A 14,059-nucleotide genomic window follows, 5' to 3' on the forward strand; every position below is an offset into this window, starting at 1 on the left:
TGTTGGCTGGGCACAAAAAAGCACGCCATTGGGCGTGCTTTCTTTATTCGTTCATCCGGCAAAATTACAGGATGATAGCCTTTACCGCGTCATCTTTACGATCCAGGTAGTGGGTCGATTTGATACGGCGGATGGTGCGGCATTTACCACGGATCAACAGGGTTTCTGTGGTGGCGATGTTGCCCTTGCGGGTGATGCCTTCCAGCAGATCACCTTTGGTAATACCGGTGGCAGAGAAAATCACGTTGTCGCTGCTCGCCATGTCTTCCATGGTCAGGCGGACATTGGTTTCAATGCCCATCTCTTTGCAGCGCTCGATTTCGATTTCACCCAGACGGCGGTTTTCTTCGCTGTCTTCTTTCACTTCGTGACGCGGGATTAGGCGGCCATTCATGTCACCACCCAGCGCGCGGATCACGGCCGCAGACACCACACCTTCCGGTGCGCCGCCGATACCGACCATCACGTCCACTTCGCTGTCTGGCATACAGGTCAGGATAGAGGCAGCTACGTCGCCGTCAGGAATCGCGAAAACTTTTACGCCCATTTCCTGCATTTCACGGATAGTGTCATCGTGGCGTGGCTTTGCCAGCGTGGTGACGACCAGTTCATCCAGCGATTTACCCAGTGCTTTGGCAATGTTGATCAGGTTGTCACGCAGTGGCAGTTCGATGTTGATAACGCCTTTGGCTTCCGGACCGACAACCAGTTTTTCCATGTACATGTCCGGTGCTTTCAGGAAAGTGCCTTTTTCACCTGCAGCCAGCACAGCCAGAGCATTTGACTGGCCCATTGCGGTCATGCGGGTGCCTTCGATTGGATCAACCGCGATATCTACGGCATCACCACCCAGACCCACTTTCTCACCGATGTAGAGCATAGGGGCTTCATCGATTTCGCCTTCGCCGATAACAATTTCACCTTCAATGTCGGTCTTGTTCAGCAGAATACGCATTACTTCAACGGCGGCACCGTCTGCTGCATTTTTGTCACCGCGGCCCAGCCACTTGTAACCCGCCAGTGCAGCGCCTTCCGTGACGCGTGAAAAAGCCATCGCCAAATCGCGTTTCATCCGATCTCCAGAGAATTTTTTTAGTGAAAATGGGGTGTTACACGCCACCACGGCGGGTAACTGAAAACTCGGCGCGGATTCTAACACAAGCAAAAAGGAAACGTTTGCGTTTTTGGGCGGGTAGCTGACGTCGGTCAGATACCCGCTGGTTTATCAGTGCTGTACCCAGCCTTTGGCACACTCAATCGCGCGCTGCCAGCCACGGTGACGGCGTTCGCGTTTGCCGTCGTCATCACACGGGGTGAAGACGCGGTCTATCTGCGCTTTGTCTTTCAGTTCATCAATCGATGACCAGTAACCGACAGCCAGACCGGCGAGGTAGGCGGCGCCAAGGGCGGTGACTTCGGTAACCTGTGGACGCTGCACTTCGGTGTTGAGTACGTCAGACTGGAACTGCATCAGGAAGTTGTTGGCCACAGCGCCGCCGTCAACTTTGAGAAAGTCCAGCGTGATGCCGGAATCTGCTTCCATGGCGGTCAGCACATCAAGGGACTGGTAGGCAATGCTTTCCAGCGTGGCGCGGATGATGTGGTTGGCGTTCACGCCACGGGTAATACCTACGATGGTACCGCGGGCGTAAGGGTCCCAGTGTGGTGCGCCGAGGCCGGTGAAAGCCGGTACCACATACACGCCGTTGCTGCTGTCGACCTTGGTGGCGAAGTATTCGGAGTCCTTCGCATCGGTCAGCAGTTTCATTTCATCACGCAGCCACTGGATAGAGGCGCCGCCCATAAATACTGCGCCTTCCAGTGCATAGGCAACGTCGCCTTTGGGGCCGCAGGCGAGGGTAGTCAGAAGGCCATTGCGCGACGCGACCTTTTCCTTGCCAGTGTTCATCAGCAGGAAGCAGCCGGTGCCGTAGGTGTTTTTGGCCTGGCCTGCTTCCACACACATCTGGCCGAACAGGGCCGCCTGTTGATCCCCTGCGATCCCTGCGATCGGCACCCGGGTTCCGCCTTTACCCCCAAGGTTGGCCTTACCGTAGACTTCAGACGAGGCTTTCACTTCGGGCATCATGGACGCCGGAATGTTAAGCGCCTTGAGCAAGGTTTCATCCCATTCCAAGGTGTTGATGTTGAACAGCATGGTACGGCTGGCGTTGGTGTAGTCAGTGACATGGACGCGTCCCTGGGTCATTTTCCAGATAAGCCAGGTATCAATGGTGCCAAACAGCAGGTCGCCTTTTTCTGCCAGTTCATGCGCTCCCTCGACATGGTCGAGTATCCATTTGATTTTGGTGCCGGAAAAATAGGGGTCGACCACCAAGCCTGTAGTGTCGCGGATATAGTCTTCGTAGCCATCGTCTTTAAGCTGCTCGCAGATGGCGGCAGTACGGCGGCATTGCCAGACAATGGCGTTGTAAATCGGTTTGCCGGTGTGGCGGTTCCAGACCACTGTGGTTTCGCGTTGGTTGGTTATACCGATAGCGGCTACTTCGTCCGAACGGATACCGACTTTCCCCAGCGCCTCCACCAGTGTCGCCATCTGGGTGGCGTAAATTTCCAGCGGATCGTGTTCTACCCAGCCTGTGTGTGGGTATATCTGCGCAAATTCCCGTTGGGCAACCGTGACAATATTGGCGTCATGGTCAAGGACTACGGCGCGGGAGCTGGTGGTGCCCTGATCGAGTGCGACAATATATTTTGGCTCGGTGCTCATGGCGTCTCCTTGCAGTTTTCTTCTTAGCATAGCGTTGGTTGGTGGTGCCGGTAGCACCGGATGTTGGATCTTACTTTAAAGGGGAAACCTGTTTCGTGAAGACGCGAAAGCATAAAATGTGCGTTCGCTCATTAATTGAGCGTTTGATGAGCGTTTAAGGTTCAAAGTGATATGCAGCAGGGTGCGCTAAGGCACTTACATGGACAAAGTCAGTTGCATACGGGAAGGCAGAAAAGAAAAAGGCTGACACGCGATGGCGGTCAGCCCGGCCGATTCCGGCAAGTCTTGGTGTCAACCAAGAGAGATACGATCCTGATAACCCTATCATGACATGAGTGAATAGAAATTGAGTGATATCGCATTTTTAGTCATTTATTTGGCGTCAGGTGTCAAGCCCCGTCAAAACAAAGGGTTATTGATGCGAATAAATGCTGATTTTTTGCTCGTTTGTGTGAGAAATATTGATTCCAAAGGTGCGACCGGCGTCCTGCGCAGTTAGAATAGCCTTCTGGGACGCACAGGGTGCCAGAGCCTGCTACAGCAGGCCCAGCCTTACCGGGTAAGCCTTGGCGAATATTGCGCGTAGCGCTTGGATGTTGGAAAACATAGGTGGCCTTGATGTCATTGGAAATTTTAGAGCAGCTTGAAGCCAAAGTTCAGATGGCAGTAGATACCATTTCTCTGCTGCAGATGGAAATCGAAGAACTTAAAGAGAAAAACGAAACGCTGGGCCGTGAGTCGGACACCGTTCGTGAAAGCCGTGATGCGCTGGAGCAGGAAAATGCGCGTCTTAAAGCGGATCAGGAAGCGTGGCAACAACGCATCCGCAGTCTGCTTGGCAAGATTGAAGAAGTTGAATAACAAAAAACAGAGCCTTCAGGCTCTGTTTTTCTATCAGCGTTTTACTGTCACTCGATATCGATAGGTTCTTGCGACAGGATGACGCCTGTGGTGTCGGCGTAGAGATGATCTTCTGGAATAAAGGTGACGCCACCGAAATTCACCGGTACATCACTCTCTCCGATGCCGTGGCCATCTGCGCCAACCGGAATAGACGCTAGCGCCTGGATACCGATATCCAGCTCATCAATGGCATCCACGTCACGCACACAACCGTACACAACCAGACCTTCCCAATTATTCTCAGCCGCCAGTGACGCGATTTCTGCGTCCACCAGAGCACGGCGCAGTGAACCGCCGCCGTCAATCAGCATCACGCGACCTTCGCCGTCCTGCTCCGCCATCTGACGGATAAGGCCGTTGTCTTCAAAACACTTGATGGTAGTGATTTGGCCGCCAAACGAACTACGACCGCCATATGAGCTCATCATTGGCTCGAGAACATCAACCTGATCCAGGTACATGTCACACAGTTCAGAGGTATTGTATTCCATAGTCAGACTTCTCTTTTTGGCAGTAAGGGGCCGAAAGTTGGCAGGATCTGCAGTTGCGAGACGCTGCCTATTGCAAAAAAGTATACGACAAGCCGGGGCTTTGCAATGACTGACCACACAAATCCCCCGGGCGCCGGGTTTACTGTATTAGTTTATTAAGATGCCAGCCGCAAACAGGGCGTTGGTCAGCAGCGCCACTTTGACCATGTCTCCCATCATCGGACGCAGGGTTTCGCCATCCGCCGAGGTGAAAACCGCGATGCCATGCTTGATGGCCAGCGGCAGAGATAGCATAAATAGCCAGCCATATACGCCGCCCGGGTTGGTCAGAGTAAAGAGTGTCAGGCAAAGGTAGGCACTGCCAAGCAATACCAGATGATAAAAGCGTCCCCAGCGCGGGCCCATGCGCACCACCAGGGTGTGTTTGCCACAGGCGCGGTCGTTGTCGATATCACGAAGGTTGTTGATGTTGAGCACGCCAACGGCCAACAGGCCACAGGCCGTCGCTGGCAACCAGATGTCAGGGCTTATCATGCCGGTTTGCAGGTAGTAAGTTCCTGCCACACCCAGCCAGCCAAAAAAGATCAATACTGAAAGGTCACCGAGCCCTTTGTAGCCATAGGGTTTGTTGCCGACGGTGTAGCAAATAGCGGCAATGATGGCGAGGGCGCCGAGGCCAATAAAGCTCAGGATATCGGCGGCTTTGTCAAAAGCAGTCAAAACCAGTGCCGCACCGACGACGACAGTCAGTGCCACATTGAAAATCATGGCTTTTTTCATGGTATCGGGCGTGACCAGGCCTTGCTGGATAGCGCGCTTTGGGCCGAGACGGTTGTCGTTGTCCGTGCCTTTTACGGCATCGCCATAATCGTTGGCAAGGTTTGAAAGCACCTGCAACAGCAGGGCAGTGATCAACGCCAGCGCTGTCAGGGCAAAAGAGAAATGGGCAGACTTGGCCGCTACTGCGCTGCCGGAAAGAATGCAGGCCACAGCCAACGGCAGGGTTTTTGGACGCGCAGCGTCAAGCCAGGTTTTAAACGTGGAAGCAGACATAGCCTTGGCACTTAAAGTTGGAAGCAGGCGACATTATTGGTGTTTTTGCGATGCGGGGCAATGCCAAACCTGTATAGGGAGCATCCAGAAACGAGAAAGGGCAGCGATATGCTGCCCTTTTGATTTCAATAACCTGAACCGTTACAGAATAAAGCGGCTCAGATCTTCGTCGTCAACCAGCTCTTCAAGGTGACCACGCACGTAGGCGGCGTTAATCTCAAACGCATCGCCGTTACGCTCGCTGGCGTCGAAGGAAATTTCATCCATCAGACGTTCCATCACAGTGTGCAGACGGCGGGCACCGATGTTCTCTGTCTTCTCGTTCACACGCCACGCAGCGCTTGCAATCTCTTCGATACCGTCTTCGGTAAAGCTGAGGTTCACCTGCTCTGTGCCCATCAGTGCCATGTACTGCTCGGTCAGCGATGCATTTGGCTCGGTCAGGATGCGTTTGAAGTCTGAAGACGACAGTGCTTCCAGCTCAACGCGGATTGGCAGACGGCCCTGAAGCTCAGGGATCAGATCAGATGGTGCTGCCACCTGGAACGCACCGGAAGCAATAAACAGGATGTGGTCAGTTTTCACCATACCGTGTTTGGTTGACACTGTGCTGCCTTCAATCAGTGGCAGCAGGTCGCGCTGAACGCCTTCACGGGAAACGTCTGGGCCTGAACTTTCGCCGCGCTTACAGATCTTGTCGATCTCATCGATAAACACGATACCGTTGTTTTCTACCGCGAAGATGGCTTGTTCTTTCAGCTCTTCCTGATTCACCAGCTTAGCCGCTTCTTCTTCGGTGGCTGCTTTCAGGGCTTCTTTCAGCTTCATCTTGCGTTTTTTCGAGGTGTTACCACCACCCAGGTTCTGGAACATGCTTTGCAGCTGGCTGGTCATCTCTTCCATGCCAGGAGGCGCCATGATTTCCATGCTCATCTGGGGTGCAGCTACATCGATTTCGATTTCTTTGTCGTCCAGCTGACCTTCACGGATTTTCTTACGGAAGCTCTGGCGGGTCGCTGAGTCTGCTTTTGGCTCTTCGTTCTGGCCCCAGGCATCACGCGGTGGTGGCAGCAGCACATCCAGGATGCGCTCTTCCGCCAGCTCTTCTGCGCGGAATTTCACTTTTTCCATCGCCTGCTGGTGGGTCATTTTGATCGCCACGTCGGTCAGGTCGCGGATGATGCTTTCCACTTCTTTACCGACATAGCCCACTTCTGTGAATTTGGTCGCTTCTACCTTGATGAAAGGTGCGTTCGCCAGTTTTGCCAGACGGCGGGCGATTTCGGTTTTACCCACACCGGTAGGGCCGATCATCAGGATGTTTTTCGGGGTTACTTCCGCGCGCAGATCTTCATTTAGCTGCATGCGGCGCCAGCGGTTACGCAGGGCAATCGCCACCGCGCGCTTGGCTTTGTGTTGGCCGATAATGTGTTTGTCCAGCTCAGAGACAATTTCGCGTGGGGTCATTTCAGACATACTGTGAATCCTGCTTAGTAATCTAATTCTTCGATGGTGTGGAACTGGTTGGTGAACACACAAATGTTGCCAGCGATAGTCAGCGATTTTTCCGCAATCTCGCGTGCATCCAGTTCGGTGTTTTCCAGCAGTGCGGTTGCCGCTGCCTGGGCAAAGTTACCGCCTGAGCCAATGGCAATCAGGTCATGCTCAGGCTGAACCACATCACCGTTACCCGTGATGATAAGAGATGCCGTTTCATCCGCGACTGCCAGCAGGGCTTCCAGTCGGCGCAACGCGCGGTCTGTACGCCAGTCTTTCGCCAGCTCTACTGCCGCTTTGGTCAGGTGACCCTGGTGCATTTCCAGCTTGCGCTCAAAGCGTTCAAACAGGGTGAAGGCGTCAGCGGTACCACCGGCAAAACCTGCCAGTACCTTGTTGTTGTATAGGCGGCGGACTTTGCGGGCATTGCCTTTCATGACGGTATTACCCAGTGACACCTGGCCATCACCGGCGATCACTACTTTGCCGTTGCGGCGAACAGAAACGATAGTTGTCACGGAAGAACCTCTTTCTTTGCGATCTGGCGTTTTGCCAGAGTTGGGCTGTTACTCACAAAGGTGGGGGTAGGGAAAAGGAAAATCAAGGGCAATCCGCGGCAGAAAAGCGAGATCACCCTTCAAGTGGTTGGTTTGTTATCAGTTCCAGTACCAAATGGCGCATGGCTCGATGCCAGAGCGTTGCAACAGGTTACGGTCACGCTCTGCTTCGCGCTTCATGGTGTAAGGACCAAGCACGACACGGTACCAAATCCCTTTTTCACCCTGGCTGGTTTTGATATGACTTTCCAGTCCCTGGAATGCAATCATGGCCTTGCGTTCATCAGCCTGGCTTGCGCTGCGGTAAGCGCCGCATTGCATCAGGTAAGGGCGGCTGGAGACTTCCGGTGCGTTGGCTTCCACCACCACTTCCTTGTTTTCCAGCTCTTCAATGTAGGTCCACTTCTCTTCCGGTTTCGGCGGAATGTCTTTCTCGGCTTTTTTCACCGGCTTGGAAACAGGTTTCGCTGGCGCGACCACTTTTTCTTCCGCAGGGGGTTCACTGGTCGCCAGATAATAGAGGCCATAACCAAAGCCTGCGACCAAAGCGAGGGCGATCAGCGTCCATTTGAGGGGAAAGGCCGATTTTGGAGGCTGCTTTTTGGTATTGCGGGCGGGTTTACGTGGTGCTTTGCCGCGTTTGACGTAATCTCGGGTTGCCACTGAATTGAATGTCTTTTTCTGCTCAATAAAGCGTATATGGTACTGGCTTGCGCTTGCGCATGCCAGTACCTCTCAGTGCCGATTAGCGTGACGGTGGTGCCACACTTTCGCGGATGACCAGTTGGGCATCCAACAGGCGTGAACCTGCTTGCACATCATTGCCTTTCAGGATCTTCAACAACATTTGCATTGCCTGACGCCCGATGTCATAGCGTGGCTGCGACACCGTCGTCAGCGCCGGATCGCAGTATTCAGCGAACTGAATGTCATCAAAACCGACGATTGAAATGTCATGCGGTACTCGGAAGCCCAGGCGTTTTGCCTGTTGCATCGCACCAATCGCCATCACATCAGAGTGACAGAACACCGCGGTTGGCGGGGTTGGTAGCGACAACAAGCTGGTCATGGCGCGGGCACCACCGGCGAAGGTGAAGTCTGCAGTGACGGTATACGCGGGGTTGATGGTGACACCCCCACGGCGAAGCGCCTGCTGGTATCCCTGTGTACGGAACTGGGTCAGCGCCGCATCCGGCTCACCGGTGATCTGCGCAATCTGCTTGTGACCGACCTGGGTCAGGTAGTTCACGGCTTCAAATGCTGCGGTTAGGTTGTCGATATGCACGGTTGGCAGTTCGAGTTCCGGCGCATATTCGCACGCCATCACCAGCGGTGGCAGGTTCTTTTGTTCCGGTTTGCTGACGTCGAATGGAAGATCGGTACCTAAAAGAAGCATGCCGTCAGCTTGTTTGGTAAACACCAAATTCACGAAAGAACTTTCGCGGCTTTCCTGTTGTCCGCTGTCGCCCAGCAGCACCAGATAGCCATTTTCCATCGCCGCTTCTTCGATGCCGCGGATGATTTCGGTAAAGTAGGGATCGCAGATGTCCGGGACGATTGCCACGATGGTCTTTGATTCGTTACGGCGCAGGTTACGGGCCAGGGAGTTAGGGCTATAGCCTGCTTCCATTACGGCCTGTTCTACTTTCTTGCGGGTCGACGCTGAGACTTTTTCCGGGTTCATCAGCGCACGGGATACCGTCGCCGTGGAGACGCCGGCGAGATGGGCAACATCCTTCATTGTCGCCATAGTGTTAATCCTCTTGCTCGTTATTTAATGGCAATGCTTCCCAGACGGGACCTACAGCAGTGAGACATTTCTTGTCCAGTTGCCATATCTTAATCTGATGACGATGTATTAAACATGGTCATGTTAACAGTAATTGCAAGAATACTGTGATCTCAGTCGGCTTAACTGAATGAAATTTGCTCAGCTCATGTCCTGGGGTTCGATATCGACGGACCAGCGCACTTTTTTTGCCAGTGGAAGCTGGCGGATGGAGGGCAAAGCAACTGACAATCTCTGTTGCAAAATCCGTCGGTTAGGTGCCTGGAAGATCAACTGCCAGCGATACCGCCCGGCACGACGGTGCAGCGGTGCCGGTGCCGGTCCCATCACTGCGCAATCTTCATCATGGATGGGGAATGCCTCCAGTGCCGTTCGCGCCTGATGGAGGAACTGTTCTACTTCGTGGCTCTGGTGCGCTTCAGCCCGTAGCAGGGCAAAGTAGCTGTAAGGCGGCAGGTGAGCCTGCTGGCGCTCTTTCAGTGCATCGGCGGCAAAGGTGTCATAGCCTTTTCGGATCAGTGACTGCAGCAGGGCATGCTCCGGATGATGGGTTTGCAGCAATACGTACCCGGGTTTGCTGGCGCGTCCTGCACGTCCGGCGACTTGGATAAAGAGCTGCGCCAGGCGCTCCGGGGCGCGGAAGTCATTACTGAACAGCGCGCTGTCGACATCCACCAAGGCCACCAGGGTGACATCCGGGAAATGGTGGCCTTTGGCCAGCATCTGGGTGCCAATCAGTATCTGGTATTCCTTGTTGTGGATGGCATTGAGGTAAGCCTCAAGCGACCCTTTACGCCGCGTGTTGTCACGGTCGATACGGATAGTCTTGTATTCCGGAAACAGGGTGGAGAGCTGCGCTTCCAGTTGCTCGGTTCCGACGCCTACGCTGATGAGCTGGGTCGAGCCACAGCTTTCGCATTGGTGCGGAATAGGGCGTTGCGAACCGCAGTGGTGGCAACGCAATTCGTTGCTGCTCTGGTGCAGGGTATAGTAAGCATCGCAGCGTTTGCATTCGGCCAGCCAGCCACATTCATGACACATCAGCGCCGGTGAATAACCACGGCGATTCAGAAACAGCATCACCTGATTGCCCTGCGACAGGTGTTTGCGCATCTCAGCGATCAGCGGCGCTGAAAGCCCAGCCTCCAGATACAGCCCGCGGATATCCAATACGCCATTTTGGGTTTTCACTGCGTTGCCGGCACGGACCGAGAGCGTCAGGTGGTGGTACTTCCCGGTTTTGGCGTTGTGCAGGCTTTCAAGGCAGGGTGTCGCTGAGCCCAGCACTACGGGGATATTTTCTTCGTGCCCGCGCATCACTGCCAGATCGCGGGCGTGATAACGGAAGCTGTCCTGCTGTTTATAGGAGGCGTCGTGCTCTTCATCGACGATGATGATGCCAAGGGACTTGCAGGGCGAGAACAATGCCGAGCGGGTACCGATAATGATTGCCGCTTCGTTGTCGCGCGCAGCCAGCCAGGCATTTAGACGCTCGGTCTCATTCAATGCGGAATGCAGTACCACGACAGGCACATTAAAACGGCGCTTGAAGCGGTTGATGGTCTGTGGCGTCAGGCCGATTTCCGGTACCAGGATAAGCGCCTGCTGACCCCGCTTTAATACCGGTTCCAACAGGTTCAGGTACACTTCCGTTTTCCCTGAGCCCGTCACCCCTTCAATCAGGTAGCAGGCAAATTCCGGGTTGGCGTTGATGGTGGCTACCGACATAGCCTGTTCGTGGTTAAGCTTCGGTTTTTCCTCGACCACCGCATAGCCCTGCTGCCAGGGCTTCGCCGCTTTCTCTTCAACCGCTTCAATCCAGCCCTTTTCTTCCACGGTTTTTAATACGGTGCTGTTAAGCTCTTCTTCCAGCAGGGCACTGTGGCTCATTGCGCCGTGGCGTAATAAAGAGAGTACCCGTGCCTGCTTGGGCGCGCGGGTAAGGGCGGCGAGCGGTTGCGTTTTGCCGGACTCGGTTAGTTGCCAGCATTTTTCCCGTTCACGGTGTGCAGGCTTGCCTTTGCGAAGGGCTCCCGGCATCACAGTGGCCAGTGCATCACCGAGTGGATACTGATAGTAGCGGCTGGCCCAGTTGAGCACCTTATATAAAGGAGGCGTCCAAAGGGGAGCTGTGTCCAACACAGCATTGATAGGCTTGAGTTGCTCTAGGGGAAACTCTGAGGTGTTACCCAGACCTGAGACAATGCCCACTTTATATTGCTTACCAAAAGGCACACGCACCCGCCCGCCTACCACCGGCATGTCATGGGCAACAAGGTAGTCGAAGGTTTTGTGCAGCGGCACGGGCAGCGCGACGTGGGCAATGGTTGGCGTCATGGGTATTTTCAGGGTAACCGTTGAGTAGTTTGGCTGGCCACAGTGTACCTAGGGCAGGGCAAAGCGGAAAGGCGAGGTTGAATTTTCTTTGCAGGCAGACGGTTAGATAACGGCGAAAAAGAATTGAACAAAAAAGTTGCGATCACAGGTCTCCTTGATTAGAATTTCGCGCCTTACAAATGTTTGTTAACCACGTGTGGTGCCCGATAGCCTCGGGAGAGCGACACGGCCTTTAAATTGAGGTTATCCCTATGAAAGCTGGTATCCATCCAGAATACAAAGCAGTAACTGCTAAGTGCTCTTGCGGCAACACTTTTGAATTCAACACTACTCTGGGTCGCGACATCAACCTGGACGTATGTGACAAATGCCACCCATTCTACACCGGTACTCAGCGTGTAGTTGACACTGGCGGCCGTGTTGATCGCTTCACTAAACGTTTCGGCGTTCTTAGCAGCAAGTAATTGCGGTTTTATGAAAAAAGGGTGCGAAAGCACCCTTTTTTTGTTGCCTGATACAGCTTGTAAGACCTTTTACAACCTCAGTATAGGTAGACTATTACAGTTTATCCAAGTGAATAGCTGGTTCTGCTATTCACGCTGCGTTACCATTTTGTAGTCTTTGTTTCGCCAGTGTTGACTCCATTGCGTCATACTGAATTGCTACACTCGTTAAGACAGGGTGGAAAGCCAAATAGGGAAGCAATGCAGGCTATGCCCTGAGCAAAGACTATCTGCATGAAGATGCCGTTTGAGCATCCACGTGGGAATGCGCAATGCCGTACCTTGTTGATTGTTTTTACCTCTGCTTGCGGGGCAATCAAACACAAGGGTATTCAGCCAATAACAATTACAGTCAGGAACATATTCATGTCTGAAGACAAACGCCAACAGGCGCTGGACTATCATGCGTATCCAGTACCGGGCAAAATCTCTGTAGAACTTACCAAACCGGCAGACACCGTTGAAGATTTGGCATTGGCTTACAGCCCGGGCGTGGCTGAGCCGGTGCGTGAGATCGCGCAGGACGCTGACAATGTTTATAAATACACTGCAAAAGGCAACATGGTTGCAGTGATCTCGAACGGTACCGCAATCCTGGGTCTGGGTAACCTTGGCCCGCTGGCGTCCAAGCCGGTAATGGAAGGTAAGGCGCTGCTGTTCAAACGCTTCGCAGGTCTCGATTCTATCGACATCGAAGTGAAACACCGCACCATCGAAGAGTTTGTTGATACGGTTGCCAACATTTCTGACACCTTTGGTGGTATCAACCTTGAAGACATCAAAGCGCCTGACTGTTTTGAAATTGAAAAACAGCTGATTGAGCGCTGTCATGTACCTGTTTTCCACGATGATCAGCACGGCACGGCGATCGTTACGGCGGCAGGTATGCTGAACGCACTGGAGCTTCAGGGCAAAGATATCAACGAAGCCGTGATCGTATGTCTGGGTGCAGGCGCTGCGGCTGTGGCGTGTATGGAGCTGCTGATCAAGTGTGGTGCACAGCGTGAGAAGATCTACATGCTGGACCGTAAAGGTGTTATCCACACCCGTCGTGACGACATTAACGAATACAAGCAACTGTTCGCCAACAACACCGATAAGCGTACGCTGGAAGATGTGATTGAAGGTGCGGATATTTTCCTGGGTGTGTCTGGCCCGGATCTGCTGCCGCCTGACGCGCTGAAGCTGATGGCTGACAAGCCTATCGTGTTTGCGTGTTCAAACCCGGATCCGGAAATCAAACCGGAACTGGCTCACGCGGTGCGCGATGATCTGATCATGGGTACCGGCCGTTCGGATTACCCGAACCAGGTGAACAACGTGCTGTGTTTCCCATTCATTTTCCGTGGTGCACTGGACGTACGTGCAAGCCGCATCAACGATGAAATGAAACTGGCAGCGGTAGAAGCTATCCGTGCGCTGGCGAAAGAGCCTGTGCCTGCATCAGTACTGGCGGCGGCGCGCGTTGACAAGCTGGAATTCGGTCGAGAATACATCATTCCAAAACCGATGGACCCACGCCTGCTGCCACGTGTAGCTAAAGCGGTTGCGGTCGCTGCGGTGGAGTCGGGCGTTGCGCGCATCGAGATGCCAGAAAATTATATGGCTGACAACGAAGCGTAATTCGCCGCGTTTCTTCAAGCACAAAAAAACCAGCCAATTGGCTGGTTTTTTGTTGGTATTCTGTCTCGGCGCTAACGAAATCAATACTCTTCTTCGTTAAACTCAATGCCGAGTTCTTTCATAATCCGCTTCACTTCAGCAGGGACACTGTCGGCTTTGTCTTTACGGATATCATCATCCGTTGGCAGGGGCTGACCGGTGTAAGCGTGTAAAAAAGCTTCGCACAGCAGTTCACTGTTGGTGGCATGGCGCAGATTGTTCACCTGACGGCGGGTACGCTCATCAGTCAGGATTTTCAGCACTTTCAGCGGGATAGAAACGGTGATCTTCTTGACCTGCTCTTTCTTTTTACCGTGCTCGGCGTAAGGGTTAATATATTCGCCATTCCAGTCTGCCATTGTTCACCTTCTTAGCAGTATAGGGTCTAAATCGCTGCCAACGCCGGAGACAACGCGCCCAGGTTGGATGAAAACCAAATTCTAGCGATGTTAACCGCTATATGTAAAGACATATAGACGTCTAGAGGGATTGACGTCTTGGTCTTGAGTGGTTAAGGTTGAACAAATTGTCATCAG

At 53.4% G+C, this 14,059-nt stretch carries 13 protein-coding genes; 3 read left to right on the top strand and 10 right to left on the bottom strand.

The window, feature by feature from the left end; all coding sequences use genetic code 11:
* Nucleotides 1-64 precede the first annotated feature (64 nt).
* Nucleotides 65-1,072 (bottom strand): class II fructose-bisphosphatase, encoded by a 1,008-nt coding sequence (gene glpX / locus KU854_RS12825; RefSeq protein WP_218358913.1) that lies wholly within the window; start codon nt 1,070-1,072, stop codon nt 65-67.
* Between the two features lie 153 nt (nt 1,073-1,225).
* Nucleotides 1,226-2,731 (bottom strand): glycerol kinase GlpK, encoded by a 1,506-nt coding sequence (gene glpK, locus KU854_RS12830; RefSeq protein WP_218358914.1) that lies wholly within the window; start codon nt 2,729-2,731, stop codon nt 1,226-1,228.
* A 618-nt stretch (nt 2,732-3,349) separates the two neighbouring features.
* Between glpK and zapB the strand changes: the two genes are divergently transcribed.
* Nucleotides 3,350-3,592: a cell division protein ZapB gene (gene zapB / locus KU854_RS12835; RefSeq protein WP_218358915.1), complete on the top strand. Its 243-nt coding sequence runs from the start codon at nt 3,350-3,352 to the stop codon at nt 3,590-3,592.
* A gap of 47 nt (nt 3,593-3,639) precedes the next feature.
* Here zapB and rraA read toward each other — a convergent pair whose 3' ends face one another.
* From rraA to priA, 7 genes are all read right to left on the bottom strand, one after another.
* Entirely contained in the window at nt 3,640-4,125 is a 486-nt protein-coding gene (gene rraA / locus KU854_RS12840; protein WP_054779487.1) for a ribonuclease E activity regulator RraA, read from the bottom strand.
* A 147-nt stretch (nt 4,126-4,272) separates the two neighbouring features.
* Nucleotides 4,273-5,178 carry a 1,4-dihydroxy-2-naphthoate polyprenyltransferase gene (locus KU854_RS12845; RefSeq protein WP_218358916.1) on the bottom strand — a complete coding sequence of 302 codons (906 nt, stop codon included), beginning with the start codon at nt 5,176-5,178 and terminating at the stop codon, nt 4,273-4,275.
* A 141-nt stretch (nt 5,179-5,319) separates the two neighbouring features.
* Nucleotides 5,320-6,654 (bottom strand): HslU--HslV peptidase ATPase subunit, encoded by a 1,335-nt coding sequence (gene hslU, locus KU854_RS12850; RefSeq protein WP_218358917.1) that lies wholly within the window; start codon nt 6,652-6,654, stop codon nt 5,320-5,322.
* A 14-nt stretch (nt 6,655-6,668) separates the two neighbouring features.
* Nucleotides 6,669-7,193, bottom strand: coding sequence for an ATP-dependent protease subunit HslV (gene hslV, locus KU854_RS12855; RefSeq protein ID WP_054779488.1), 525 nt, complete (start codon nt 7,191-7,193; stop codon nt 6,669-6,671).
* A gap of 138 nt (nt 7,194-7,331) precedes the next feature.
* Nucleotides 7,332-7,895, bottom strand: a complete 564-nt coding sequence (locus KU854_RS12860; RefSeq protein WP_218358918.1) for an SPOR domain-containing protein — start codon at nt 7,893-7,895, stop codon at nt 7,332-7,334.
* 82 nt (nt 7,896-7,977) lie between these two features.
* On the bottom strand, nt 7,978-8,991 hold the full coding sequence (cytR, locus tag KU854_RS12865) for a DNA-binding transcriptional regulator CytR (RefSeq protein WP_336245248.1): 1,014 nt from the start codon (nt 8,989-8,991) through the stop codon (nt 7,978-7,980).
* A gap of 171 nt (nt 8,992-9,162) precedes the next feature.
* Nucleotides 9,163-11,358 carry a primosomal protein N' gene (gene priA / locus KU854_RS12870; RefSeq protein ID WP_218358920.1) on the bottom strand — a complete coding sequence of 732 codons (2,196 nt, stop codon included), beginning with the start codon at nt 11,356-11,358 and terminating at the stop codon, nt 9,163-9,165.
* Between the two features lie 251 nt (nt 11,359-11,609).
* On the opposite strand from priA, the gene rpmE reads away from it, so the two are divergent.
* Both rpmE and KU854_RS12880 read left to right on the top strand, forming a co-directional pair.
* Nucleotides 11,610-11,822 (top strand): 50S ribosomal protein L31, encoded by a 213-nt coding sequence (gene rpmE / locus KU854_RS12875; RefSeq protein WP_218358921.1) that lies wholly within the window; start codon nt 11,610-11,612, stop codon nt 11,820-11,822.
* A 405-nt stretch (nt 11,823-12,227) separates the two neighbouring features.
* Nucleotides 12,228-13,484, top strand: a complete 1,257-nt coding sequence (locus KU854_RS12880; protein WP_218358922.1) for a malic enzyme-like NAD(P)-binding protein — start codon at nt 12,228-12,230, stop codon at nt 13,482-13,484.
* Nucleotides 13,485-13,564: 80 nt separating this feature from the next.
* Here the strand turns inward: KU854_RS12880 and metJ are convergent, their stop codons facing one another.
* A complete protein-coding gene (gene metJ / locus KU854_RS12885; RefSeq protein ID WP_054779491.1) occupies nt 13,565-13,882 on the bottom strand; it encodes a met regulon transcriptional regulator MetJ in 318 nt (105 codons plus the stop codon).
* Nucleotides 13,883-14,059: the final 177 nt, after the last annotated feature.

The organism is Enterovibrio paralichthyis (genome assembly GCF_019209835.1).
In the GTDB taxonomy this organism is placed as follows: Bacteria; Pseudomonadota; Gammaproteobacteria; order Enterobacterales; family Vibrionaceae; genus Enterovibrio; species Enterovibrio paralichthyis.